Source organism: Streptomyces sp. NPDC002958 (genome assembly GCF_055563255.1).
In genome coordinates this window covers 714,618-741,175 of sequence record NZ_JBVHDS010000001.1, presented here as the reverse complement: position 1 = coordinate 741,175, position 26,558 = coordinate 714,618, and the positions used below count along the sequence as shown (strand labels likewise).

Here is a 26,558-nt window from a genome sequence, read left to right as displayed (position 1 = left end):
TGGAGCCAGCAGGTTCATACCCACTAAGCGCTACGGATCATAACTATCCGCCGGACCGCATTGATCGGGGCACAGCAGCACAAGGGGGCGCACGACCGGGCGGTCGGGGACTAGGTTCGGGCTCATGACTTCGCAGAAGATCTCATTTCCCCGTCAGCACGCCAGGACGATGCGGTTCACCCTCGGCGCTCCTCGCGCGTTCACCGTGTCACCCGACGGTGAGCGGGTGATCTTCCTGCGGTCGGATTCCGGCACGGACCGAACGGGCCGGCTGTGGGTGCTGGATCTGCCCGAAGGTGACACACCGAAGGAGCGCGTCGTCGCCGATCCCGGGACCCTGCTGGGCGGTTCGGCGGAACGCCTGTCGGCGCAGGAGCGGGCCCGGCGTGAGCGCAGCCGTGAGGGCTCGTCGGGGATCGTCGGCTACGCGGTCGACGCGGCGGCCGAGTTGGCCGCGTTCGCGCTCTCCGGGAAGGTGTACGTCGCGGAGTTGCGGGCCGGTACGGCGCGGGCGCTGCCGGTGCCGGGTCCGGTGATCGACCCGAGGCCGTCGCCGGACGGGCGCCACATCGCGTATGTGTCGAAGGGCGCGCTGCGCGTCGTGGGCGCCGAGGGCGACGGGGACCGTGCGCTCGCGGAGCCGGAGAGCGAAGACGTCTCGTACGGCCTCGCGGAGTTCATCGCGGCCGAGGAGATGCAGCGCTCGCGGGGCTTCTGGTGGTCGCCGGATTCGGACCGGCTGCTGGTCTCCCGGGTCGACGAAAGCCCCGTACAGCGGTGGTGGATCGCGGATCCCGCGCACCCGGACCGCAAGCCGGCCGAGGTCGCCTACCCGGCGGCGGGGACGCCCAACGCCGAGGTGCGGCTCTTCGTGGTGGGCCTGGACGGCACCCGTACCGAAGTGGTCTGGGACCGGGCCCGCTATCCGTATCTGGTGCAGGTGCACTGGTCGTCGGCCGGGGCTCCGCTGCTCCTCGTACAGGCTCGTGACCAGCAGAGCCAGCTCTTCCTCGCGGTGGACACCAGGAGCGGTACGACGCGGACGGTGCATGTCGACGAGGATCCGGTTTGGCTGGACATCTTCCCCGGTGTGCCCGCCTGGGCGCCGGACGGGCGGCTCGTGCGGATCGCGGACGAGGGCGGGGCACGGGTGCTCGCGGTCGGCGACCGGCTGCTGACCGGGGCGCAGTTGCAGCTCCAGGCGGTCCTGGACATCGGTGAGTCGGATGTCCTGGTGTCGGCGTCGGCGGGCGAGGAGGCCGCGGAGCCGGAGATCGGCGAGAGCCATGTGTACCGGGTCAATGAGCTGGGCGTCGAACGGGTCTCCGAAGGGGCGGGGGTGCATTCGGCCGTCCGCGCGGGCGGCGTCACGGTGCTGGTCTCCCAGTCGCTGGAGCGGCCGGGGGCCCGTGCCGAGGTGTTCCGGGACGGCAAGCGGGTCGCGACCGTCGCGAGCTTCGCGGAAGAGCCGGTTCTGTCGGCGCGGGTGCACCTCACCGAGGGGGGCGCACGGCGAATTCCGTGCGCCGTACTGCTCCCGGACGGGTACAAAGAGTCGGACGGCCCGCTTCCGGTCCTGATGGATCCGTACGGCGGACCGCACGGCCGACGGGTGCTCGCCGCCCACCATCCGCATCTGACGTCGCAGTGGTTCGCGGATCAGGGCTTCGCGGTGGTCGTCGCGGACGGCCGGGGCACACCGGGTCGTTCACCGGGCTGGGAGAAGGCCGTCAAGAACAATCTCGCTCTTACCATGGACGACCAGATCGAGGCGCTGCACGCGCTCGCCGGACGGTTCCCGTTGGATCTCGGCAAGGTGGCGATCCGCGGCTGGTCGTTCGGCGGATATCTGGCGGCCCTGGCCGTGCTGCGACGGCCGGATGTCTTCCACGCGGCGGTGGTGGGCGCGCCGGTGACCGACCAGCGGCTGTACGACACCCACTACACCGAGCGCTATCTCGGCGACCCGGCGAAGCAGCCGGAGGTGTACGCGCACAACTCGGTGCTGACGGACGAGGGGCTCTCCGAGGCCGCCGACCAGGTCCGCCCGATGTTGATCATCCATGGTCTGGCGGACGACAACGTGGTGGTCGCGCACTCGCTCAGGCTGTCGTCGGCGCTGCTCTCGGCGGGGCGCCCCCACGAGGTGCTGCCGCTCAGCGGGGTGACGCACATGACGCCGCAGGAGCAGGTGGCGGAGAATCTGCTGCTGCTCCAGGTGGACTTCCTGAAGCGGTCATTGGGGCTGCGGGGATGACCTGACCGGAGCGCCCGGCGATCATTTTTGGCCGCGCCCGCCACCAGCCCGGCGGTGGCTGGGGCGGGGGCGGCGGCCCGCCGGACAAGAGGTCCGTCCGAGTGATGCGTGAACGGGCCACCGGCCGGGGGGACTTGGCTGCTTCCGGCCGGTTCACGACACCCGCACGGCCGTACACCGACCATGCCGGCGCGCTCGTATATCGGATGTGAGACGGCCGAGTTGCCCGCGCGTCAACGTGTCCGCGGTCAGTCGGCCCGGCTGCTCCCGGACGGCGGCGGCTCGTCTTCGTTGCCCACGGCGTCCAACGGGCCCGCGGCGTCGGACGGGCCCGCCTCGTCGGCGTTTTCGTCGGCCCGCCCCTCAGCTTTCTCTTCGGCCTTCTCCGCCGCCCCGGCTTCCCCCACCGCCGTCTCCCCCGGCGCCTCCAGCCGTCCCTCCGGCACCACCCCCCGCTTCTCCTCCGCGAAGTGGCAGGCCGAATCGTGCTCGGCCGGAGTGTCCGTCAGCCGGAAGACCGCCGGAACCGCCAGCAGGGGCACCTCCAGTTCGCACCGTTCCTGCGCCTTCCAGCAGCGGGTGCGGAAGCGGCAGCCGGAGGGCGGGTTGGCGGGCGACGGGACATCGCCGTGCAGGATGATCCGCTCCCGGTGCTCGCGGGCCGTCGGATCCGGCACCGGAACGGCGGACAGCAGCGCCTGGGTGTACGGGTGCGTGGGGTGGTCGTAGATCTGCTCGTCGGTACCGATCTCGACGATCCGGCCGAGATACATCACGCCGACCCGGTCGGAGATGTGGCGGACGATCGACAGGTCGTGCGCGATGAAGACGTAACTCAGCCCGAATTCCGCCTGGAGCCGGTCCAGCAGGTTGACGACCTGCGCCTGGACGGAGACGTCGAGGGCGGAGACGGGTTCGTCGGCGACGATGATCTCGGGGTTCAGGGCCAGACCGCGGGCGATGCCGATGCGCTGGCGCTGGCCGCCGGAGAACTGGTGCGGATAGCGGTTGATGTACTCCGGGTTGAGACCCACGACATCCAGCAGGTCCTGTGTCCTGCGGCGCCGGTCGCCCTTCGGGGCCACCTCGGGGTGGATCTCGTACGGCTCTCCGATGATGTCGCCGACGGTCATCCGGGGATTGAGGGAGGTGTACGGGTCCTGGAACACCATCTGGATGTTGCGGCGCACAGCCTTCAGGGCGCGCCCGGACAGCTTGGTGATGTCCTCGCCCTTGTACGTGATCGCGCCGGCCGTCGGCTGTTCCAGATGCACCAGCATCCTGGCCACGGTCGATTTCCCGCAGCCCGACTCCCCCACGATTCCGAGCGTCTCACCCGCCGCCAGGTCGAAGGAGACCCCGTCGACGGCCTTGACGGCGCCGATCTGCTTCCTGAACAGGATGCCCCGGGTCAGCGGATAGTGCTTGACCAGGTCCCGGACCTCCAGAATCGGCTCCGAGTGGTCAGCGTGCATCGAGCGTCTCCTTCCAGAAGTAGCAGGCGCTCTCGCGGTGTTCGGCCACCTCGAACAGAGGCGGCACCTCGCCTCGGCAGACCTCTTGAGCCATCGGGCAGCGCGGGTTGAAGGCGCAACCGGGCGGGATGTGCAGCAGGTTGGGCGGCAGGCCCTTGATCGCGTACAGCTCCTGACCCTTCTGGTCCAGGCGCGGGATCGACTGGAGAAGGCCCTTGGTGTACGGGTGGGCGGGTGCGCGGTAGATCTCGTGGACGGGGGCCGACTCGACGATCCGGCCCGCGTACATCACGGCGATCTTGTCGGCGACGTCCGCGACCACGCCCAGGTCGTGGGTGATCAGGATCAGGCCCATGTGCAGCTCGCGCCGGAGCTCGGCGAGCAGGTCCATGACCTGGGCCTGGACGGTCACGTCGAGGGCGGTGGTGGGTTCGTCCGCGATGATCAGCGAGGGTTCCAGCGCCATCGCCATGGCGATCATGATGCGCTGGCGCATTCCGCCGGAGAACTGGTGCGGGTAGTTCCCGACGCGTTCCTTCGCGGCCGGGATGCGGACCCGGTCCATCAGTTCGACGGCCTTCAGCCTGGCATCCTTGTGGGACATGCCGCGGTGGACGACGAACATCTCGCCGAGCTGCTCCCCCACGCTGAGCACGGGGTTGAGCGAGGAGAGCGCGTCCTGGAAGATCATGGCCATTTCCTGCCCGCGGATTCTCCGGCGCTCGTCCTTCCTCATCTTCAGCAGATCGCGGTCCTTGAAGAGGATCTCGCCGCCGCTGATCTTTCCCGGGGGCATGTCGAGAATGCCCATGATCGCCTGTGCGGTGACCGACTTGCCGGAGCCGGACTCGCCGAGTACGGCCAGCGTCTCGCCCTCGGCCACCGAGTAGTTGACCCCGTTGACGGCTCTGGCCACCCCGTCGCGGGTGTGGAACTCCACGTACAGATCGCGCACTTCGAGCAACATGGCAACGGGCTCCTCAGCGCAGCTTGGGGTCGAGGGCGTCGCGCACCGCGTCGCCGAGCATGATGAACGCGAGGACGGTGACCGCCAGCGCTCCGGCGGGCCAGAGCAGCATGTGCGGGGCGTTGCGGACGTACTGGGAAGCTGCGGAGATGTCGATGCCCCAGGAGACGGCCGGCGGTTTCAGGCCCACGCCGAGGAACGAGAGGGTCGCCTCCAGCGAGATGTACGTACCGAGTGCGATGGTCGCGACGACGATCACCGGCGCGACGGCGTTCGGGGCGATGTGGCGCAGCATCATCCGCGCGTTGGAGGCACCGAGCGCCCGTGCCGCCTGCACGTAGTCGTTCTGCTTGGCGGTGATCACGGAACCGCGGGCGATGCGGGCGATCTGCGGCCAGCCCAGCAGCACGATGAAGCCGATCACCGGCCAGACGGTGGAGCTGGTGACCACGGAGAGGAAGACCAGGCCGCCCAGGACGACCGGGATGCCGAAGAAGACGTCGGTGATGCGCGAGAGGATCGAGTCCCACCAGCCGCCGAAGAACCCGGCCAGGCCGCCGAGGAGGCTGCCGAGGAGGGTGACGCCCAGGGTGGAGCAGACGCCGACGGTCACCGAGTTCCTGGCCCCGTAGACGGTCCGGGTGTAGACGTCGCAGCCCTGTCCGTCGAAGCCGAAGGGGTGACCGGGCTGGGAGCCCTCCTGGGCCTTGTCCAGGTTGCAGTCGAGGGGGTCCTGGTCGGCGATCAGCGACGGCCAGATCGAGATGATCACCAGGAAGAGGATGATCAGGGCGGAGACGATGAAGACCGGGTTGCGGCGCAGGTCCCGCCAGGCGTCGGACCACAGACTGCGCGGCCTCTCGGCGGGGCCGGTGCCTTGGGGGCCGCCCGGTGTCCTTTCGAGGGTCGTGCCCTCCTCCAGGGCGAGGTCCATCACACCTCCTGCTCCGGCCGATGAGACCGCCTCGTCCGGTGTCTGCTCAGGCATAGCGGATCCTCGGGTCGAGTACGGCGTACAGCAGGTCGACGATCAGGTTCGCCGCCAGGAAGACGAGGACCAGAATGGTGACGAACCCGACGACGGTCTGGGAGTTCTGGCGCAGAATGCCCTGGTAGAGCTGGTAGCCGACGCCATGGATGTTGAAGATCCGCTCCGTGACGATCGCCCCGCCCATCAGCGCGCCCACGTCCGTACCGATGAAGGTGACGACCGGGATCAGCGAGTTGCGCAGCAGATGCCGGATGACGACGCGGCGTCCGGGCAGTCCCTTGGCGACGGCGGTACGGACGTAGTCGGCGCGGGCGTTCTCGGCGATCGAGGTCCGGGTGAGCCGGGTGACGTACGCCAGGGAGACCGAGGCGAGGACGAGCCCGGGAACGAGGAGTTCGTTGAAGGGCGCCTCCGGGGAGACGGACGGCTTGATGACGCCCCACTCCACTCCGAGGAGGAGTTGCAGCAGCAGACCGGTGACGAAGGTCGGGATGGAGATGACGACCAGGGTCAGGATGAGCACGGTGGTGTCGATGGGGCGGCCACGGCGCAGACCGGTGACGACACCGAGGCTGATGCCGATGACGATCTCGAAGACGATCGCGATGACGGTGAGCCGGATCGTGATGGGGAAGGCGGTGGCCATCAGCTCGGTGACCTTCTGCCCGTTGAACGCGGTACCGAAGTCGCCGGTGAAGACATTGCCCATGTAGGTGAGGTATTGCTGCCAGACGGGTTTGTCGAGGCCGAATTCCGAGCGGAGTCGGGCCGCGGTCGCCGGATCGCACTGGCGGTCTCCGCAGAGACCCGCGATGGGGTCGCCCATCACATTCACCATGAGGAAGATCAACAGCGTGGTGCCGAAGAAGACCGGGATCATCTGCAGCAGCCGCCGGATCACATAACGTCCCATGAAGGGCTCCGGGGGTCGCGGGGGTCAGAGGCGCGGGGCTGGGAGAGTGACGCGTCGCCGGGATGCGGAAGCCGGGTGGCCGGTGCCTGGAACGCACCGGCCACCCGGCCTCAACGGGTCACTTGACCTTGATCTGCTCGTACACCGGGACGCTGAACTGGTTCAGCGACACATGGGTGATCCGGTCCGAGTAACCGGCGCTGCCGTTCTGGTACCAGAGCGGGATCACGGGCATCTGCGCGACCAGGACCCTCTCCGCGTCCTGGAACGTCGAGACGGCCTTGGCCTTGTCGGACTCGGCGTTGGCCCTGTCGACGAGGCCGTCGAACTCCTTGCTGCTCCACTTGCCGTCGTTGGACGAGGCGTCGGTGTAGTACACCGGCTGCAGGAAGTTCTGGATCAGCGGGTAGTCCATCTGCCAGCCGGCCCGCCAGGCTCCGGTCAGCTTCTGCTGGGAGACCTGGCTGCGAAAGTCGGCGAAGGTGCCGACAGGGCCGCCGACGCACGCCTTGTTGTTCCCCATCACCTTGTTGATGCTGTTGCAGACGGCGTCGACCCATTCCTTGTGGGAGCCGGTGTCCCCGTTGTACGAGATCTTCAGCTGGCCGCCGGGGATGCCGCCGCCTTCCTGGATCAGCTTCTTGGCGTTCGCCGCGTTGTACTCGCAGGGCGCGCCGCACAGCCCCTTCTTGAAGCCGCCGTCCACGCCGAGGACCGGGGAGGTCCAGTCGGAGGCGGGAGTGCGGGTCTTCCGGAAGATCTGACTGGTGATCTGATCGCGGTTGATCGCCATCGACAGGCCCTGACGGACCTTGATGCCGCCGGGGGTGTCCCACTTCTTGTCGTAGAAGGGGAAGGCGAGGGTCTGGATGATGCCGGCCGGGGTGTTGATGTACCGGTCGCCGAGGTCCGCCTCGACGTTCTTCAGCTGCGAGGCCGGCACATCGTCGACGAGGTCGAGGTTGCCGGCCGTGAGGTCGGTGTAGGCGACGTTGTTGTCGGTGTAGACCTTGAGGTCGATGCCGCCGTTCTGCGCCTTGTCGTCCCCGGGGTACTGGTCCCACTTGCGCAGGTTCATCGATGAGCCCTTGGTGTACTTGTCGACGGTGTACGGGCCGTTGCCGATCGGCTTGGACAACCAGGCGGCGTGGTCGGTGAAGAAGGCCTTGGGCAGCGGCGCGAAGGCCGGGTAGCCGAGGGTGTCGGGCCAGAGGGAGAACTTCTGCGTCAGCTTGACGGTGAAGGTCTTGTCGTTGACGAGCTTGAGACCGGAGAGCGTGTTCGCGGTGGCGCTGCCGGATTCGGGGTGGACCTTGTCGTATCCGTCGATGTATCCGAAGAAGTAGGCGTTCTTCTGATTGTTCTTCAGCAGCGCCCCGTAGTTCCAGGCGTCCACGAACGACTTCGCGGTGATCTTCTCGCCATTGCTGAAGGTCCAGCCGTCCTTCACAGTGATCGTGAAATTCTGGTTGTCCTTGGATTCGATCTTCTCGGCGAGCATATTGGTCGCCGCGCCGGTCTTCGGGTCGTACTTCTTGAGACCCCGGAAGATCATGTCGAGGACCTTGCCGCCCTGCACCTCGTTGGTGTTCGCGGGCTCCAGCGGGTTCTGCGGGTCACCCCAGGAGGAGCTCACGATTCCGTCGGCACCACCACCACCGCCGCCACCGCCGCTGCCCCCTCCGCCGCATGCCGTCGCCGCCAGGGCGACGGCCACCGCACATGCGGCCCACTTGGCCGGTGTGGCTCCGCGCATGGAGTGCCTCCTCTGAGCCTTCGTCACATGTAGAGCCAAATATCACCCCATAACGGCATCAAAGCACCTTACCTACGGCCGTACGTGTGCATGTGTCACCGAGCCGCTCGAATGCCCCGCATAACGAAAAGGACACACCCGTGATCGGACACCCTCGCCCGAGTAGCCCCGATTGCCCCGCTCGGCAAAACCGGTGTCCACCCGTAGGACACCTGCTGCTTGTCAAGTTCCGGTCAAGAACCTAAAGATTTCATGTGGAGTTGCACGGCAACCCGACCGATCAGCCGCCGCTGGAGCTGGTGGCCGGACGCGGTGCCGCCTGCCACCTCACCGCGGAGCAGCGCACCGAATTCTTCACCGACTTCGCCGACACCCGGTCCAACTGACGTACAAGAGACGGGACTTCCCCACCATGAGCAGCACAGATCCCCTCCTGGACGTCTCCGGACTCACCAAGCACTTCCCGATCAAGGGCGGCTTCCCGATCCGGCGGACGGTCGGCGCGGTGCAGGCCGTCGACGGGCTGGACTTCACCGTCGGCGAGGGCGAGAGCCTGGGCCTGGTCGGCGAGTCCGGCTGCGGCAAGTCGACGACGGGCCGGCTGATCACCCGGCTCCTGGAGCCGACGGCCGGCCGGATCTCCTACCGCGGGCAGGACATCACCCACGCCTCGCGCAAGCAGCTGGCCCCGGTCCGTTCCGAGATCCAGATGATCTTCCAGGACCCGTACGCCTCGCTGAACCCGAGGCAGACCGTCGGCAAGATCATCGCCGGGCCGATGGAGATCAACGACATCAATCCGGCGGGCGGCCGCGAGGCGCGCGTACGGGAACTGCTGGAGATCGTCGGGCTCAACCCGGAGCACTACAACCGCTTCCCGCACGAGTTCTCCGGCGGTCAGCGCCAGCGCATCGGGGTGGCCCGCGCGCTGGCCCTGGAGCCGAAGCTGATCGTGGCCGACGAGCCGGTCTCGGCGCTGGACGTGTCGATCCAGGCGCAGGTGGTGAACCTGCTGCAGAAGCTGCAGAAGGAACTCGGCATTGCGTTCCTGTTCATTGCGCACGACCTCGCCGTCGTACGCCACTTCTCGCAGCGTGTCGCCGTCATGTACCTCGGCCGGATCGTGGAGATCGCCGACCGGGACGACCTGTACGGCAACCCGCGCCACCCGTACACCAGAGCACTGCTGTCGGCCGTGCCCGAGGCGACCGCCGACGAGGTGCCGGCCCGTGCGCGCATCCTCCTCACGGGCGACGTGCCCTCCCCGGTCAACCCGCCGTCGGGCTGCCGCTTCCGCACCCGTTGTTGGAAGGCGACGGACAAGTGCGCGAGCGAGGCCCCGCCGCTGGTGCGGGCCGAGGGCAGCCGGGACGGGCACCTGACGGCCTGCCACTACCCCGAGGACCCCCAGACCGCTTCGTCCGTCCCGCAGGCCCGTAGCGCCTCTCAGGGGCCGAAGCTCGAGAAGACCACCGAAGCCCCCAAGACCGAGGCCTGACACCCCTGGCCCCGGTCCCGGGTGCGCCCTCGCCGAAACGGACCTGATCGGTCCGCGAACCGCGGGGCTCCCCCGACCCGAGGAACCGAGCACGTCGGCCCATTGACCCGAGCCACCTGCGGGCCCGGTTCCCGGGCATACGGAAAGCGTCCGGAACCGTTCGGTTCCGGACGCTTTCCGTATGGGTCCGTCCACAACGGCACAAGGCCCGGAACCGATTCGGTTCCGGGCCTTGTGCGTCACACGCTCTGTACTACGAGGCCGCGCCCACGACGTCCTTCTCCTCGGCGAAGTGGCACGCCGACTCGTGCGCAGCCGGGGAGTCCACGGACTTGAAGCGCTCGGGGATCGCCAGCAGCGGCATCTCCGTGGTGCACTTGTCCTGGGCCTTCCAGCACCGCGTACGGAAGCGGCAGCCCGACGGCGGGTTCGCCGGCGACGGGACGTCGCCGGTGAGGATGATCCGCTCGCGGCCCTCGCGGGCCTCCGGGTCCGGGACCGGGACCGCCGACAGCAACGCCTGGGTGTAGGGGTGCGTCGGGTGGTCGTAGATCTCCGCGTCCGTGCCGATCTCGGCCATCTTGCCGAGGTACATCACGCCGACCCGGTCGGAGATGTGCCGGACGATCGACAGGTCGTGCGCGATGAAGAGGTAGGAGAGGTTGAACTCGTCCTGGAGCTTCTCCATCAGGTTGATGACCTGCGCCTGCACCGAAACGTCGAGCGCGGAGACCGGCTCGTCGCAGATGATGATCTCCGGGTTGAGCGCGAGGCCGCGGGCGATGCCGATGCGCTGGCGCTGACCGCCGGAGAACTGGTGCGGGTACCGGTTGATGTACTCCGGGTTGAGACCCACGACGTCCAGCAGGTCCTGCACCTTGCGGCGCCGCTCGCCCTTCGGGGCCACCTCGGGGTGGATCTCGAAGGTCTCCCCGATGATGTCGCCGACCGTCATGCGCGGGTTCAGCGAGGTGTACGGGTCCTGGAACACCATCTGGATGTTGCGGCGCACGGCCTTCAGCGCGCGGCCGGACAGCTTGGTGATGTCCTGGCCCTTGTAGAAGACCTCGCCGGCGGTGGCCCGCTCCAGCGTCATCAGGAGCTTGGCGACGGTGGACTTGCCACAGCCGGACTCGCCCACGATGCCGAGCGTCTCGCCCTGGTACAGGTCGAACGAGATGCCGTCCACGGCCTTGACCGCGCCGACCTGCTTCTTGAACAGGATGCCCTGAGTCAGCGGGAAGTGCTTGACCAGGTTGCGGACCTGGAGGATCGGCTCGCCCTTCGACACCGGTGCGTCGATGGCGGCGACCGCCTCCGCCTCGGTGGCGGCGTCGACCGTCTCCACTTCGGTGACGTTCGGGGTGGCGTCCACGGGCTCCTTCTTGATGTCAGCCATGGATCGTCTCCTTCCAGAAGTGGCAGGCGCTGCCGCGGCCGACCAGCTCGGTGCCGTCCTGCTCGGTCACCGGGCTCAGCGCCGGGATGCCCGTACGGCAGATGTCCTGCGCCATCGTGCAGCGCGGGTTGAAGGCACAACCCGCGGGCACGTTGAGCAGGTTGGGCGGCAGGCCCTTGATCGCGAAGAGCTCCTGGCCCTTCTGGTCCAGGCGCGGGATCGACTCCAGCAGACCCTTGGTGTACGGGTGCGCCGGGCGCTTGTAGATCTCGTGGACCGGGGCGGTCTCGACGATCCGGCCCGCGTACATCACGGCGATCTTGTCGGCGACGTCCGCGACGACACCGAGGTCGTGCGTGATCAGGATCAGACCCATGTTGTATTCGCGCTGGAGCTCCGCGAGGAGGTCCATCACCTGGGCCTGGACGGTCACGTCGAGCGCGGTGGTCGGCTCGTCGGCGATGATCAGGTCCGGCTCCAGCGCCAGTGCCATGGCGATCATGATGCGCTGGCGCATGCCGCCGGAGAACTGGTGCGGGTAGTCCGAGACCCGGGCCGCGGCGGCCGGGATCTTGACCTGGTCCATCAGCTCGACGGCCTTGGCCTTGGCCTCCTTCTTGGACAGGCCCTGGTGGACCCGGAACATCTCGCCGAGCTGGTAGCCGACGGTGAGGACCGGGTTCAGCGAGGAGAGCGCGTCCTGGAAGATCATCGCGATCTTCTGGCCACGGATCCGGCGGCGCTCCTCGTAGTTCATCTTCAGCATGTCCTGGCCGCGGAAGAAGATCTCGCCCTGCGGGATCTTGCCCGGCGGCATGTCGAGGATGCCCATGATGGCCTGCGCCGTCACGGACTTGCCGGAGCCGGACTCGCCGAGCACGGCGAGCGTCTCACCGGCGTTCACGCTGTAGTTGACGCCGTTGACGGCCTTGGCCACACCGTCGCGGGTGTGGAACTCCACGTGCAGGTCACGGACTTCGAGCAGCGGGCCGACGTGGTCGTCACCCGAGCGTGCGGACGGGACTTCGGCGGTCTTGTCGATGGTGGTCACGTTCGCCCTCCTTATCGCATCTTCGGGTCGAGGGCGTTGCGGACCGCTTCGCCGAGCATGATGAATGCCAGAACGGTGATGCTGAGCATGATCGACGGGTACAGCAGGATGTGCTGCGCGACGCGGATCTGGTTGGCGCCACCGGAGATGTCGGTGCCCCACGAGATCGTCGGGGAGGCAAGGCCGAGACCCAGGTACGACAGGGTGGCCTCGGCCGAGATGTAGACACCGAGCGAGATGGTCGCGACGACGATCACCGGGGCCATGGCGTTGGGCAGGATGTGCCGGAAGAGAATCCGGCCGGTGCCCGCACCGAGGGCTCTGGCCGCCTGTACGTAGTCCGACTGTTTGATCACGATCACCGCACCGCGCATGACACGCGCGATCTGGGTCCAGCCGAGGAACGCCAGGGCGAAGACGACCACCCAGATCGTCCGCTCGGTGAACGCCTGGAGCACGACCATCGCGCCGAGCAGGAAGGGAATGCCGAGGAAGACGTTGGTGAAGAAGCCGGACAGCAGGGCGTCGACCCAGCCGCCGAAGTAACCGGCCAGCATGCCGATCGTTCCGCCGACCAGCGTCACCAGGAGGGTGACGGAGACACCGACGATCACCGAGGCGCGGGTGCCGTAGATGACACGCGCATAGACACTGCGGCCCTGGACGTCGTAGCCGAGCCACCCGGGCGAGCCGATCTTGCTCAGTTCGGGCTTGCCGAGGTAGTGGTGCACCAGGTCACCGGCGGTCGGCGAGGCGCTGGTGAAGAGCCACGGGAACGCGGTGATCACGAGCAGGATCACGATGAGCACCGACGACACGATGAAGTACCAGTTGCGCCGCAGGTCCGCCCAGGCGTCGCCCCAGAGGCTGCGGGCCTTCTCGGGCTTCGCGGTCGCCGACTCGACGACGGGAGTCTTGGTGTCCTCGGGCGCGGGTGCGGTCTTGGTCACGTCAGGCATAACGGATCCTCGGGTCCAGGACCGCGTACAGCAGGTCGACGATGAGGCTCATGAACAGGTAGACGAGCACCAGGATGGTGACCAGGCCGACGAGTGTCGTGCCTTCACGCTTGACGATCGACTCGTAGATCGTGCCGCCGATGCCCTTGACATTGAACAGGCCCTCGGTGACGACCGCGCCGCCCATCAGGGCGCCCAGGTCGGTACCGAGGAAGGTGATGACGGGGATCAGGGAGTTGCGCATCAGGTGCACTCCGATGATGCGGCGCTTGGGAAGTCCCTTGGCCACCGCCGTGCGCATGTAGTCCGAGCGCAGGTTCTCGGCCATCGTCGTACGCGTCAGTCGCGCCACGTACGCGAGCGAAAGTGATCCCAGCACGATGGCCGGGGCGATCAACTCGCTCCACTTGGCCTCGCCCGAGACGTTCGGTTGGATCCAGCCGAGCTGGAAGGCGAACACCGTCTTGATGATGAAGCCGAGAACGAAGACCGGGATCGAGATGATCAGCAGGGTGAAGACAAGGATCACGTTGTCTGTGAGCCGGCCGGCGCGCAGGCCGGCGATCATGCCGAGACCGATACCGATGACGATTTCGATGACGAACGCCATGCCGGCCAGCCGGAGAGTGACGGGGAACGCGTCGCCGAGGACGTCCGTCACCGGACGGCCGCTGGCGATCTGCGTGCCGAAGTCACCGTGCAGGACGATGCCTGTCATGTAATTCCAGTACTGCTGCAGAATCGGCTGATCGAGCCCGTACTCGTGGCGAAGCTTTGCAAGGGTCGCGGGATCCGCGCCCTTGTCCCCGAACAGCCCGCGCACGGGGTCGCCGGGCAGCGTATAGACCATCAGGAAGATCAGCAGAGTTGTCCCGAGGAAGACCGGGATCATCTGGAGCAGTCGTCGTGCGACATAGCGCCCCATCATGCCTCCATGTAATAGGCGGGCGGCAGCCGACGGGCCCTCCCCCGCTCCGACTCCCCCTGTGGGGTGGTCGATTGCGGGGAAGGGCCCCCCGGCCACTGCGTGCGCCCGGCTCGGACCGACCTCAGTGTCGGTCCCGCGCCGGCGCGCGGACTACGTCGGTGGTTACTTCTTGACCTGAATGTCGGTCAGAATCGGGTCGCCGTCCTGGGCGTACTTGACGTTCTGGACGTTCTCCGAGTAGCCGGCATTGACCTTGTAGTACCAGAGCGGGATGGAGGGCATGTAGTTCACCAGCTCCTTCTCGATGTCCTGGTAGGCCGCGACCGACTCCTCGAGGGTGGCCGCGGAGTCGGCCTTCTTGATCTCCGCGTCCAGCGTCTTGTTCGAGAAGTCACCCTGGTTACCGGCAGCACCGGTGCGGAACAGGTCCGAGATGAAGTTCGCGTTCACCGGGTAGTCGAGCACCCAGCCGGAGCGGTACATGGACTTGACCTGCTTGTCATCACGGGCGTTCGTGTCGGCCTGGAAGTCGGCCTTCGAGTCGCCGACGCACTTGACACCGGTCGCCTGGGTGATGCTGTTGCAGACAGCCTCGACCCATTCCTTGTGACCGCCATCGGCGTTGAACTGGATGGAGATGGCGTTCTTCGGGACGCCGCCACCCTCCTTGATGAGCTGCTTGGCCTTGGCCGGGTCGTACTTGGTGACGTCACCGGCGACGTTCGGCTGGTAGCCGAGGACGCCCTTGGCGACCCAGCCGGTGGCGGGCTCGCGGGTGCCCTGGAGCACCGTCTTGGTGATGGTCTCCCGGTCGATCGCCATCGACAGGCCCTGGATGACCTTCGGGTCGATCTTCTTCCACTGGTCGGTGTAGAAGGCAACGGCGAGCGTCTGGACCGCGGAGTAGGCCTGGTCCACGGCGCGGTCACCGAGGTCGGCACGGTAGACCGGGAGGTCCTTCGGCCCGATCTGGCGCAGCACGTCGACGTTGCCGGACTTCAGGTCCTCGTAGGCGGTCTCGAGGGTGGTGTAGTTCTTGAAGATCACACCACCGTTCTTCGCCTTGTCGGGGCCCTGGTAGTCGTCGTTGCGGACGACCTTGATCTGCTTCTTGTGGTCCCAGCTGACGAACTTGTAGGCGCCGTTGCCGACCGGCTTCTCGCCGGCGGCCTTCGGGTCCTTGTAGAAGGACTCGGGCAGCGGGGAGAAGACCGTGTAGCCGAGCTTGTACGAGAAGTACGGCAGCGGGGCGTTGAGCTCGATGGTGAAGGTGTGCTCGTCGACGACCTTCAGGCCGGACATGGAGTCCGACTTCGGCTTGGCCTTGGCGTCCTCGGGGTGGACGTCGGAGTAGCCCTTGATGTCGGCGAACCAGGACGCGTTGGTCTGGTTGTTCTTGATGTTCGCGGCCCAGTTCCACGCCTTGACGTAGGACGTGGCGGTGACCGGCGTTCCGTCGTGGAACTTCCAGCCCTTGTTGAGCTTGACCGTCCAGAGCTTGCTGTCCTTGGTCTCGACAGACTCGGCGTTGACCATCTCGAGCTTGCCGGCCGGGTCGTAGTCAACCAGCTGCGAGAAGATCGAGTCGGTGACGATGCTGCCGTTCGACTCCATCGTGTTGGCCGGCTGCAGCGGGTTCTGCGGCTCACCGACCTCGATGGAGAAGATGCCATCGGCGTCGACTGCGCCCTTGGCGCTGCCTGCGCTGTTGTCACTGTCGCCGCCACCACAGGCGGTCGCAGTCAGGGCAATGATTGCCGCTCCCGCGACCCACTTGGCGCTCTTGGCACCACGCATGGGTTTCCTCCTCATGAGTCCACTTTTGACTTCAAGAAGGGCACTGGAGTGATACACCGACACCCCTGGCGGTGATCGTTTCAGTGCCCCGAGTGTGCTCGTGAGTCGGCACCCCCCACAGTGCGTGACCCATTGACCCGAGCTCAACGGAGCCAACTATTAAGTACGCACGGGCCGTAAACCACACTTAAAGGGTCTCGGTTTGACAACATCAGCCGGACATGGTTGAGCGAAATCCGGACAAAGTGATCTCAGACAGACACACCCGAAACGGACCGTTAACACATGTTCCGGAGAGCGACGCTCGATAACCGGACACCTCGGGCAGGAAAACAAGTTGACGAAAAAATCCGGGCCCCCACAGTGTCTGCGGGGGCCCGGATCTCATGTCGACGCCTCGAACAGCTCTTGCTGACGGTCCGTCAGCCGAAGAGGCGTCAGCGCTTGGCGCGCGAAGCGGCGCGGCCGCGCTCCTTCTGGTCCAGAACGACCTTGCGGATACGCACGGTCTCCGGGGTCACCTCGATGCACTCGTCCTCGCGGCAGAACTCCAGGGACTGCTCCAGGGAGAGCTTGCGGGCCGGCACCACGTTCTCCGTGGTGTCGGCGGAAGCCGCACGCATGTTGGTGAGCTTCTTCTCCTTGGTGATGTTCACGTCCATGTCGTCGGCGCGGGAGTTCTCGCCGATGATCATGCCCTCGTAGACCTCGGTGCCGGCCTCGGTGAAGATGACACCGCGCTCCTGGAGGTTGACCATCGCGAACGGCGTCACCGAACCCGGACGGTCCGCGACCAGCGAGCCGTTGTGACGGGTGCGCAGCTCGCCGAACCACGGCTCGTGGCCCTCGAAGATGGAGTGCGCGATGCCCGTGCCGCGGGTCTGCGTCAGGAACTCCGTACGGAAGCCGATGAGGCCGCGGGACGGGACGATCCACTCCATGCGGACCCAGCCCGAACCGTGGTTCGTCATGGTCTCCATGCGGCCCTTGCGGGTCGCCATCAGCTGCGTGATCGCACCGAGGTGCTCCTCGGGGGAGTCGATCGTCATGCGCTCGATCGGCTCGTGCGTCTTGCCGTCGACCTGCTTGGTGACGACCTCCGGCTTGCCGACCGTGAGCTCGAAGCCCTCACGGCGCATCTGCTCGACGAGGATGGCCAGCGCGAGCTCACCGCGACCCTGGACCTCCCAGGCGTCGGGGCGCTCGGTGTCCAGGACGCGGAGCGAGACGTTACCGATCAGCTCGCGGTCGAGGCGGTCCTTCACCTGGCGGGCGGTGACCTTGTGGCCCTTGCCGCCCTTGCCGACGAGCGGCGAGGTGTTCGTACCGATGGTCATCGAGATGGCCGGTTCGTCGACCGTGATCAGCGGCAGCGCGATCGGGTTCTCGGGGTCGGCCAGGGTCTCGCCGATCATGATGTCCGGGATACCGGCGATGGCACAGATGTCGCCCGGGCCCGCCTTCTCGGCCGGCTTGCGGGTGAGCGCCTCGGTCATCAGGAGCTCGGTGATGCGGACATTGGACATCGTGCCGTCGCGCTTGATCCACGTGACGGTCTGGCCCTTGCTCAATTCGCCCTGCTCGACGCGGCAGAGCGCGATACGGCCGAGGAAGTTGTCGGCGTCCAGGTTGGTGACGTGGGCCTGGAGCGGCGCCTCGTCGTCGTACTCCGGAGCCGGGACGTGCGCCAGGATCGTGTTGAAGAACGGCTCCAGGTTCTCGCTGTCGGCCGGGACGGTGCCGTCCTCCGGCTTGGTCAGCGAGGCGACGCCGTCACGGGCGCAGGCGTAGACGATCGGGAACTCGATCTGGTCCTCGTCCGCGTCCAGGTCCAGGAACAGGTCGTACGTCTCGTCGACGACCTCGGCGATCCGGGAGTCGGGGCGGTCCGTCTTGTTGATGCAGAGGATGACCGGCATCTTCGCGGCGAGCGCCTTGCGCAGCACGAAGCGGGTCTGCGGGAGCGGTCCCTCGGAGGCGTCGACGAGCAGCACGACCGCGTCCACCATCGACAGACCGCGCTCGACCTCGCCGCCGAAGTCGGCGTGGCCGGGGGTGTCGATGATGTTGATCGTGATCGGGTCCCCGCCGTCCTTGGGGTGATACTTCACCGCCGTGTTCTTGGCGAGGATCGTGATGCCCTTCTCACGCTCCAGGTCGTTCGAGTCCATCATGCGTTCGTCGAGGTTCTCGGCGGCGTGCGCGGCGAAGGCGCCGGCCTGCCTGAGCATGGCGTCGACCAGCGTGGTCTTGCCGTGGTCGACGTGGGCGACAATGGCTACGTTACGGATATCGTGGCGCGTGGGCATGGGTGGCTTGCGCTTCTCTCGGATCGTGGGATCAGGCGTCTCAGTCGCTCTCGGGTCCTCGTACGCCCGCCGGGCGGACGCGCCACGGCTACCCCCATGGTACGGGGCTGGAGGCCGTGGCGGCTTCCCTGGCAAGTCCTACCGGCCGCAAGGGCAGGCGCACGGCCTCGCGGGCGGCGGCCAACGCGTGCTTGCGGAGCGGCTCGTCGCAGCCGAGGGACCCACCGTTCGCGAGACCGAGGTGCTGGGCCAGTGCGAACAGGGCGGCGGACCGGCCCGGAGCCGGGGCTTCGGGGTGGTGGCTCGGAGGTGGGGGGATCGAGCGGCTACCCGGGCCGACGGGTACCCACGACCTTGCCCGCCGGGGACCCCGGCGGGCAAGGGACTTGAGGCGGTTCTGAACTTGCGTCGCCGCTCCGACCTGCTACTTCTTCTTGTCTGCCCGGTTTGCCGGAGCTCCGGCGGTCTGCGGCTTCTTGAAACCGATGTCCTGGTAGTGGGGCACGCCGAAGCCGAAGGCGCCGACGTTCGCCAGTTTCCTGTCGGTCGCCACGAGCTGCGGACGCTGATAGAGCGGAATCGATCCTGCGGCGGCCCAGATCCGGGCGTCCGCCTCCTGCATCAGCTCCCGGGCGGTCTCCTCGTCGAGCTCCGAGACCGCCTGGTCGAAGAGCTGGTCGATGTGGTCCGTGCCGACGCGGGTGTAGTTCTGCTCGACCAGCAGCGAGCCGTCGGTGGCGGGCACGGGCTTGGCGTAGATCGGGCGGTTGTCGGTCGCCGGGTAGGCGGTGGCGGGCCAGGAGTACAGCGCCAGGTCGTAGTCGCCGGAAGCGATGTGGTCCTGGAAGTAGCTGTCGTCGGAGACCTTGGTGACCGCCGTACGGATGCCGATCGAGTCGAGCATCGCCGAGATCTTTTCCCCGACGGCACGCAAGGATTCCGACCCGGGGCCGGACGGCAGTACGAAGCGCAGGGTCAGCGGCTTGCCGTCCTTGCCGAGCGGACCGCGGCGCGTGTCGGGGACCTGGGCGGGGGCCGCGGTGCCCGCGGGGGCATACGCACCGGCGGCGCCGCCCGGCCGGTTGTCCTGGGCCGCGACCGTGGAGGAGGTGTCCTCGGAGACCTCGGAGGTGCCGGTCCCGGCCAGATATCCGGCCTGGCGCAGCAGAGCGGCTCTGTGGAACGCGGCGGCAGGGGCGGGGGCGAGGACGTGGGTGGCGTTGCCCGCTCCGTCACCGTCGCCGGGCTTGTCACCGTCGCCGGGCTTGTTGTCGTCACCCGGCTTGTTGTCGTCGCCGACGATGTACAGACCGTCGTCGGCGGCGGGCTCGCGCTGGTGAGCGGCGTTGTCGGCCTCGCCGCCGTCGCCCTTGTTCTTGGTGTCGCCGTTGTTCCTGGTGTCGCTGTCGGTCCTGCCGGCCCTTTCGGGCGTGGCCGCCTTCTCGGGTGCGGCCGCCTTCTCGGGCGTGGCCGCCTTCTCGGGTGCGGCCGCCTTGTCGTCGCTCCCGGCGGTGGTGCCCTTCGCGCCCTTCTTCTCGCCCTCGCCGCCCGCCTTGGCGCCGCCCGGCTTCTCGACCGCGCCCTCCCGCGTCCAGCCCGCGTCGGCCAGCAGCGCCTGCGCCTCCTCGGTGTCCTGGCCGCCGAGTGCGCCGCTGCCGTCCTGGTACGCCGACTGTCCGACCAGGGCCAGGTGGCTGCCGAGCGGCGCGGAGGGCAGGCCGAGCGGCTTGAGCACGGTGTCGACGAGCTCCTGGCGGTCCAGGGTCCGGGCGACCGCCCGGCGTACCCGGTCGTCGGCGAGCGGCCCGGACTCGCCGTTCAGCGCGAGCTGGGTGTAGGCGGGCTCCAGCGACTTGCGGACCACGTACGCGCGCAACTCGCTCTGCTCGGCGGCGTACACCTCGGCGGCGGCCCGGTTCTTCTCCCTGGCCGCCTGCGCGGCTGCCGCCTCCTTCTCGTTCGAGCCGTGCGCCACGGCCCATGAGCGCAGTGCGGCGGCCGGGCCGCTCCCCGAGCCGGGACCGTGGGCGAGCGGCTGTCCGTTCCCGCCCTTGTCCTGGCCCGCCTGCACGATGCGTTGCGCCACCGCGGCGTCGACATCGGCGACGTCGACCTTCCCCTCGGTCAGGGCCTCGGTGCGGCTCTGCGGCTCGACGGCTCTGAAGACCAGCGAGTCGAGCTTGGCCGAGCCGCCCCACCAGCGCGGATCGCGGACCAGGGTGACCTCCTGCGCCTTCCGGTCCACGCTGCGCAGCCGGAACGGTCCCGAAGTGGCCTTGAGGGTGGTCCGCGCGCCGTCGTTGAATGCGTCCGGGGAGCCGGTCACCTGCTTCGGGTACAGCGGGGAGAAGAGTGAGCGCCAGTCCGCGTACGGCTTGGCGAAGGTGACCCGGACCTCCTGGTCGTCGGCGCCGCGCTCGATCTTCTCGATCCGCTCGTAGCCGGCGTTGCGGGCGGTCCAGAACGCCGAGTCCTTGCCGCTCAGCGCCCGCCACTGGGCAACGAAGTCGGACGCCCCGATCCCCCGGCCGTCGCTCCACACGGCCTGCGGGTTGAGCCGGTAGAGCACCACCTGCCGGGGCTCGCGCTCGACCACCTTCGCGGACTCCAGGTAGGCCGGGTCGAGGTGCGGCCTGCCCTTGGCGTCCAGCGGGAAGAGCGTCGGCAGCAGGGCGCCCGTGATGCGGGTGGTGGAGCTGTCGGCGTCGGCCTGAAAGGCGTTGAGGGTGGTGGGCATGGCATCGATCGCCCAGCGGACCGTACCCCCCTCGACGACCATGTTCCGGCCCGCGAGCGCGATGTCCTGGGGGGCGACGACTGCGGCCGGGCCGCTGTCGTCGGAGCTGCAGCCGGCCAGTACGGGGAGCGTCAGCACACCCGTCGTGAGGAGCGCGAGCGAGCGGCGCTTTCGGGCCGTCCCCCGCGGGACGCCGACGTGGGACATGGCTGATACCTCCGGGGCCGGCCCGGCCCACCCGCACCAGGATGGGCCGGATTGTGCTTTTCTGGTGGGATATGTAGTTGATCACACCGATTCCGTCCGTCCACTGAAGGCGCCACCGCGCGGGAGGCGGCGCAGACACGGCGCAGCGACCCCGAACCTCACCCGCGCGGCGGAATGCCCCCGCGAGACCGGGAAGGCCCGCACTCTTCACCTGAAGATCACCGACAACGCGCTGATCCCGCCGAAGGAGCGGGCCGTGAACCGCACATACGACCCGCTGGTGCGACTGGGGAACAAGATCGGCCGGCGCGGGGACCGGACGTGAGGGTCAGCCGAGCAGGTAGAAATTCCGGTACGCCGTATCCAGATCCCGCAACGTCTGTTGGAGCGCCACTTGCCCGTCCTCTTACCCGCGTTCTAGGGTGAATGCGCTTTCAAAAGGGGGTCGGCGCATGCAGCAGCAGGTGCTCGGGTTACGGAAGAAGAAGCGGACGGTCGGTCGAGTGAGCGCGCCAACGGTGTACGACGTCGCCGAGCGTTCGGGCGTCTCCATTGCCACGGTCTCACGGGTCTACCGCACCCCCGATACGGTGCGCGCCCAGACCCGCGAGCGGGTCCTGGAAGCCGCCCGCCAGCTCGGTTACGTACCCAGCGGGAACGCCCGTGGCCTGGCCAGCCGGACCACCGGCGTACTCGGTCTCTGCTTCCCCGACATGGCCGACCCCGACGCCGAGGCCGACGCGGAGGCGGACAGCGACGCCGACGACGCGGTGATGCTCTACTCCGACCAGATCATCCGCGGCATGGAACGGGCGGCGCGCCGGCACGGTTACGCGCTGCTGATCGCCGCCTCGCTGGAGGACGGACCGGAGAGCGTCGCGAAGGTCGCGGGACGGGTCGACGGCTTCGCCGTGCTGGCGCAGACCGTGCCGACCGAGGACCTCGAAGTGATCTCGCGCCGGCTGCCGGTGGTGATGCTCGCCGGACCGCGCGAGATCGACTATCTCGACCACATCGTCGTCGCGAACGCCGACGGGGAGCGCGAGCTGACCCGCCACCTGATCGAGGACCACGGGCTGCGCAGGCTCGCCTTCGTCGGCGGCGAGGTCGAATCGCCGGACGCCGAGGCGCGGTTCCGCGGCTTCCAGGAGGCGTGCCGCGACGCCGGACTGCCGGTGCCGGACGAACCGGATCTGCGGGCCGAGATGATGACGCAGGCCGAGGGCGCGCGGACTGTGGAGGCACTGCTCGACCGGGAGCCCGAATGGCCGCAGGGCGTGCTGTTCGCCAACGACCAGATGGCGGTGGGCGCACTGCGCGCACTGGAGCGGCGCGGGGTGCGGGTACCCGAGGACATCGCGGTGACCGGCTTCGACGGGATTCCCCTGAGCCGGATCGTACGGCCGTCGCTGACGACTGTCCGCCAGCCGATCCGCCAACTCGGCGAGCAGGCCGTCGAGTTGCTGGTGCAGCGGCTCGGCGACAGCGGGCGCGCCCCGGTGTCGCTCATGCTCCCGGTCTCCCTGATCCACCGAGCGAGCTGCGGCTGCGCGTAACGGGGGGCGGCGCGTTCGAGCCCGTTCGGCGTTTTGGGGCGAGACCGCTCACCCCGGCGGATCGAGCCCGTCCGGCGTTTCGGGGCGAGACCGCTCACCCCAGCGGATCGAGCCCGTCCGGCGTTTCGGGGCGGCACCCTCACCCCAGCGGATCGAGCCAGCCCGGCGTTTGAGGACGGAGCCCTCGCCCCCGGACCGGGACGCCGGAACCAGCCGCCCCGGCGATGTCACCGCCCCAGCCGCGCCCCGAAGAACCGCCGACGGGCCGCTCCCAGCTCCGCCGCCTCGACCGCCTGCCCCTCGTGCTCGAAGTGCCCCGCGCTCAGCACCCGCAACTCGCGCTCACCGGCCAGCGCATTGTGTACGGCGAACTGCCCCGGCGGCGGCACCGAGAGGTCGAAGAGCGCCGCGGCCACCAGCGTGGGCGGCTCCAGCCGCGTCGCAGCCGTGGCGGCGTCGAAGTAGCGCAGCACCTCGGTGACCTCGGGGCGCTCCCGGTGGCAGCCCCGCACCGCCTCCCCGCTCCCGGCACACGGCAGGGTGAGCCGCAGCGGATGGTTGCCGAAGGTCGGCACGGTCAACTGCGCGGCCCCGAACCGGTCGTCCCAGGGCAGGGCCAGCGCACCGAGCCCGCCGCCGAAACTCTCTCCGAGATACCCGAGCCGCGGACCGCCCTTCCCGGGCGCCGGCTCCGGCACCAGTTCGTGCAGCGCCGACGCCGCGCACCACAGGTCCGCCACGCAGTCGCCGATGACATAGGTGTCGCGCGACTCGATGCCGTGCAGCACATGCGCGTCGGCCACGTCCGGGATGCCCGGACGCAGGCCACGTGCACCCATGCCCCGGACGCACGGCAGGATCGCCGCCGCCCGGGGCAACGGCAGCGGCACATCGGGGCCCGGCTCCTGCCGGCCGCCGTAACCGTGCCCGATGACGAATCCGTACTCCGCAGTCCCCTCTCGACGGGCAGCGCGACCCAGCCCCCGAGCCGCACCCCGCCCACCGAGGTGAAGGTCACCCCGTGGATCCGTACGCCGTCACGCTCCTCCTCCAGCGGGCCGACCTCCGGCTCCGTGGCGACCTCACGGGCCTCCTCGTACCGGGCCCGCCAGAAGGCGTCGAAGTCGTCCGGGGCGGCGGCAGCGGGGATGCGCAACAGGTCGTCGAGCGTGCGGCCGTAGGCCGGATCGAAGGGGAAGTCATGTTCGAACGGAGCCATGATCACGACAATATCGCCCCTGCCCGGACCGGTGCAGACCATTGACCACGTGGATCAAGGACGCGAAATAGGTCACACCGCACCCAATTTCACAAACGACACGCTTACCGTGCCAAGTTGAACATTCAGGTGTCCAGCACGTTGCACGAGTGTGACCTAGCACCCTCTTGCGGATTCCCGAATCTCTGCCGCAGAGTGATGTATGCGCTTACAGGCAGCGCATACATCCGGATTGCTCGAGGAGGAGCCCTCCATGCCCCGCACCGCCAGAAACGCCGCGATCGGTATCGCAGTCGCATCCGCGCTCACTTTCGGTCTCACCGCGTGCGGCAGTTCCGGTGGCGACGATGTCGCCGCGGACGAGAAGCAGACGCTCACCGTCTGGGCCATGGGGGCCGAGGGCGAGAAGCTCGCGGATGTGGCCAAGGTCTACGAGCAGGCCAACCCGAACATCGACGTGAAGGTGACCCCGGTCGGCTGGGACGTCGCCCACCAGAAGCTGGTCTCCGCGGCCGCCGCCGGCACGTTGCCGGACGTGGCCCAGATGGGCGGCACCTACATGGGCGAGTTCGCCGAGCTCGGCGTGCTGGAGCCGGTCGACACCAAGACCTTCGACGAGAAGGACTTCTTCCCGGCCAGCTGGGAGCAGGGCGAGGTGGACGGTCAGGCATACGGCGTGCCGTGGTACGTCGACACCCGCGTCCTCTACTACCGCACCGACCTGGCCGAGAAGGCCGGCATCACCGAGGCTCCGACCAACTGGAAGGAGATGAAGGACCTCGCCACCGCGTACCAGAAGGAAGCCGGCACCGATTGGGGCCTGTCCATCCAGCCGAGCGGCCTGGACACGGTGCAGAACTTCTACCCCTTCCTGTTCTCGGCCGGCGGCGAGATCATCAACGACAAGGGCGAAGTCGTCATCGACAGCCCCGAGGCCGTCAAGGCGCTCGAGGAGTACGGTTCGTACTTCGACAAGGGGCTGTCCGACAAGTCCGTGCCGCCCGGCTACGACGTGGTCAAGGACTTCGGAAACGGCCGCGTCCCGATGTTCTTCGGCGGACCCTGGCACGTCAACCTGCTGAACGAGAACCAGCCGCAGCTCGACGGCAAGTGGGCGGTGGCCCCTGTGCCCGCCGACAAGTCCTCCGTCTCCGTGGCCGGCGGTTCCTCCCTGGTGATCTCCAAGGACAGTGAGCACAAGGCGGCCGCCGAGGAGTTCATCAAGTACCTGACCGACACCAAGGGCCAGGCCGACTGGTACAAGCGCACCAAGGACCTGCCGGCCAACACCTCCGCCTGGACCTCCGGTGACCTCGCCGACGACCCCAACCTCCAGGTCTTCAAGAAGCAGATGGACACCGCCAAGCCCACCCCGTCGCTGCCCAATTGGACGGAGATCACCGACCAGGTCGACCAGGCCATCGCCAAGGTGACCCAGGGCAAGGCATCCGCCGAGGACGCGCTGAAGTCGGCCCAGTCCGAAATCGAAGCCCTCGTGAAGTAGGAGTCATGCGCACCATGACCTCAAAGGCCGCTCAGTCGGCCAAGGTGCAGGCCGGGCCGGGGGCTTCCAAGCCCCCGGCCACCGGGCCCGCAGGTCGCCGAGGTGGCAAGAAGTCGTCGATAGGCAGGCAGAACCTGGCCGGCTGGCTGTTCTCCACTCCCTTCCTCGTCCTCTTCCTCGTCTTCATGGCGCTCCCGATCGTCGCGACGCTGGTGATGAGCTTCACCGACTTCGGGCTGCGCAATGTCACGAACCCGTGGGACGCGAACTTCGTCGGCTTCGAGAACTACATCAATCTGTTCAGCGACGAAAAGTTCCTCAAGTCGCTGTTCAACACGGCGTACTTCGTGGTGGTCGGTGTCCCGCTGACGATCCTCCTCGGGCTGGTCATCGCCGTACTGCTGAACAACGGCATCGACCGGGCACGGACCTTCTTCCGCGTCGGTTTCTACGCCCCGGTGGTCACGAGCATCGTCGCGGTCTCCGTGGTCTGGCGGTTCGTGCTCGATCCGGTCGACGGGCTCGTCGCGGGGCTCTACGCCGAACTGGGCCTCACCTCACCCGACTTCCTGGGCTCCGAGACGCTCGCCATGCCCTCATTGATCGTCATGGCGGTCTGGCGCAACCTCGGCACGGTCATGGTGCTCTTCATCGCCGGTCTGCAGGCCATTCCCACCGAGGTACGGGAGGCCGCGCGGCTGGACGGTGCCAGTGCCTGGCAGGAGTTCAGGGGCATCACCGTGCCCCTGCTGAGGCCCACCATGCTCTACGCCACGGTGATCACCACCATCGGCTACCTCAATGTCTTCGAGGAGCCGTTCGTGATGACCCAGGGCGGCCCCTCGGACTCCACGCTCACCGTCTCGCTGAACATGTACCGCGAGGGATTCAACTTCTTCCACATGGGCTATGCGAGTGCCATGGCGTATGTCCTCTTCGTAGTGATCATGGGCATCACGGTGCTACAGCTCCGACTGCTGAAGGACAACACGAAATGAGCGCCACCAGTGCACCGGGCGCCGTCTCGACGGCGCC

At 67.9% G+C, this 26,558-nt stretch carries 19 protein-coding genes and 1 pseudogene; 7 read left to right on the top strand and 13 right to left on the bottom strand.

Features of this window, described 5'->3' with window-relative positions; all coding sequences use genetic code 11:
• Positions 1-124 precede the first annotated feature (124 nt).
• Positions 125-2,257: a prolyl oligopeptidase family serine peptidase gene (locus ACZ3IC_RS03435; protein WP_467412026.1), complete on the top strand. Its 2,133-nt coding sequence runs from the start codon at positions 125-127 to the stop codon at positions 2,255-2,257.
• A gap of 248 nt (positions 2,258-2,505) precedes the next feature.
• Here ACZ3IC_RS03435 and ACZ3IC_RS03430 read toward each other — a convergent pair whose 3' ends face one another.
• The 5 genes from ACZ3IC_RS03430 to ACZ3IC_RS03410 all read right to left on the bottom strand — a co-directional run bounded on the left by ACZ3IC_RS03430 (position 2,506) and on the right by ACZ3IC_RS03410 (position 8,359).
• Positions 2,506-3,732, bottom strand: a complete 1,227-nt coding sequence (locus tag ACZ3IC_RS03430) for an ABC transporter ATP-binding protein (RefSeq protein WP_467412024.1) — start codon at positions 3,730-3,732, stop codon at positions 2,506-2,508.
• Entirely contained in the window at positions 3,722-4,699 is a 978-nt protein-coding gene (locus ACZ3IC_RS03425; RefSeq protein ID WP_467412022.1) for an ABC transporter ATP-binding protein, read from the bottom strand. Before ACZ3IC_RS03425 ends, ACZ3IC_RS03430 begins: the two co-directional genes overlap by 11 nt.
• 13 nt (positions 4,700-4,712) lie before the next feature.
• A complete protein-coding gene (locus ACZ3IC_RS03420) occupies positions 4,713-5,687 on the bottom strand; it encodes an ABC transporter permease (protein WP_467412020.1) in 975 nt (324 codons plus the stop codon).
• Complete coding sequence (locus tag ACZ3IC_RS03415; protein WP_467412017.1) at positions 5,680-6,603, bottom strand: ABC transporter permease; 924 nt, start codon at positions 6,601-6,603, stop codon at positions 5,680-5,682. The genes ACZ3IC_RS03420 and ACZ3IC_RS03415 overlap by 8 nt, the downstream gene beginning before the upstream one ends.
• 118 nt (positions 6,604-6,721) lie before the next feature.
• On the bottom strand, positions 6,722-8,359 hold the full coding sequence (locus tag ACZ3IC_RS03410) for a peptide ABC transporter substrate-binding protein (RefSeq protein ID WP_467412014.1): 1,638 nt from the start codon (positions 8,357-8,359) through the stop codon (positions 6,722-6,724).
• Between the two features lie 254 nt (positions 8,360-8,613).
• Here ACZ3IC_RS03410 and ACZ3IC_RS03405 point away from each other — a divergent pair, with 254 nt between their 5' ends.
• Both ACZ3IC_RS03405 and ACZ3IC_RS03400 read left to right on the top strand, forming a co-directional pair.
• Positions 8,614-8,745 (top strand): hypothetical protein, encoded by a 132-nt coding sequence (locus ACZ3IC_RS03405; RefSeq protein ID WP_467412012.1) that lies wholly within the window; start codon positions 8,614-8,616, stop codon positions 8,743-8,745.
• A gap of 26 nt (positions 8,746-8,771) precedes the next feature.
• On the top strand, positions 8,772-9,857 hold the full coding sequence (locus tag ACZ3IC_RS03400; RefSeq protein WP_467412009.1) for an ABC transporter ATP-binding protein: 1,086 nt from the start codon (positions 8,772-8,774) through the stop codon (positions 9,855-9,857).
• Between the two features lie 253 nt (positions 9,858-10,110).
• Here the strand turns inward: ACZ3IC_RS03400 and ACZ3IC_RS03395 are convergent, their stop codons facing one another.
• From ACZ3IC_RS03395 to ACZ3IC_RS03365, 7 genes are all read right to left on the bottom strand, one after another.
• A complete protein-coding gene (locus ACZ3IC_RS03395) occupies positions 10,111-11,256 on the bottom strand; it encodes an ABC transporter ATP-binding protein (RefSeq protein ID WP_467412007.1) in 1,146 nt (381 codons plus the stop codon).
• Positions 11,249-12,307 carry an ABC transporter ATP-binding protein gene (locus ACZ3IC_RS03390; RefSeq protein ID WP_467412004.1) on the bottom strand — a complete coding sequence of 353 codons (1,059 nt, stop codon included), beginning with the start codon at positions 12,305-12,307 and terminating at the stop codon, positions 11,249-11,251. Before ACZ3IC_RS03390 ends, ACZ3IC_RS03395 begins: the two co-directional genes overlap by 8 nt.
• 11 nt (positions 12,308-12,318) lie before the next feature.
• On the bottom strand, positions 12,319-13,266 hold the full coding sequence (locus ACZ3IC_RS03385) for an ABC transporter permease (RefSeq protein WP_467412001.1): 948 nt from the start codon (positions 13,264-13,266) through the stop codon (positions 12,319-12,321).
• Positions 13,259-14,191 (bottom strand): ABC transporter permease, encoded by a 933-nt coding sequence (locus tag ACZ3IC_RS03380; RefSeq protein ID WP_467412147.1) that lies wholly within the window; start codon positions 14,189-14,191, stop codon positions 13,259-13,261. Before ACZ3IC_RS03380 ends, ACZ3IC_RS03385 begins: the two co-directional genes overlap by 8 nt.
• A gap of 165 nt (positions 14,192-14,356) precedes the next feature.
• On the bottom strand, positions 14,357-15,991 hold the full coding sequence (locus ACZ3IC_RS03375) for a peptide ABC transporter substrate-binding protein (RefSeq protein ID WP_467411999.1): 1,635 nt from the start codon (positions 15,989-15,991) through the stop codon (positions 14,357-14,359).
• Between the two features lie 437 nt (positions 15,992-16,428).
• Positions 16,429-18,300 (bottom strand): translational GTPase TypA, encoded by a 1,872-nt coding sequence (gene typA / locus ACZ3IC_RS03370; RefSeq protein WP_467411997.1) that lies wholly within the window; start codon positions 18,298-18,300, stop codon positions 16,429-16,431.
• 424 nt (positions 18,301-18,724) lie between these two features.
• A complete protein-coding gene (locus ACZ3IC_RS03365; protein ID WP_467411994.1) occupies positions 18,725-21,244 on the bottom strand; it encodes an ABC transporter family substrate-binding protein in 2,520 nt (839 codons plus the stop codon).
• A gap of 64 nt (positions 21,245-21,308) precedes the next feature.
• Between ACZ3IC_RS03365 and ACZ3IC_RS03360 the strand changes: the two genes are divergently transcribed.
• Entirely contained in the window at positions 21,309-21,569 is a 261-nt protein-coding gene (locus ACZ3IC_RS03360; protein WP_467411991.1) for a hypothetical protein, read from the top strand.
• Positions 21,570-21,747: 178 nt separating this feature from the next.
• Positions 21,748-22,800 carry a LacI family DNA-binding transcriptional regulator gene (locus tag ACZ3IC_RS03355; RefSeq protein ID WP_467412146.1) on the top strand — a complete coding sequence of 351 codons (1,053 nt, stop codon included), beginning with the start codon at positions 21,748-21,750 and terminating at the stop codon, positions 22,798-22,800.
• Between the two features lie 227 nt (positions 22,801-23,027).
• Here the strand turns inward: ACZ3IC_RS03355 and ACZ3IC_RS03350 are convergent.
• Positions 23,028-24,019 (bottom strand): annotated as a pseudogene (locus ACZ3IC_RS03350) (acetylxylan esterase).
• Positions 24,020-24,272: 253 nt separating this feature from the next.
• Here ACZ3IC_RS03350 and ACZ3IC_RS03345 point away from each other — a divergent pair.
• A complete protein-coding gene (locus ACZ3IC_RS03345) occupies positions 24,273-25,523 on the top strand; it encodes a sugar ABC transporter substrate-binding protein (RefSeq protein WP_467411989.1) in 1,251 nt (416 codons plus the stop codon).
• A 5-nt stretch (positions 25,524-25,528) separates the two neighbouring features.
• Positions 25,529-26,521, top strand: coding sequence for a carbohydrate ABC transporter permease (locus tag ACZ3IC_RS03340; protein ID WP_467411988.1), 993 nt, complete (start codon positions 25,529-25,531; stop codon positions 26,519-26,521).
• Positions 26,522-26,558 lie beyond the last annotated feature (37 nt).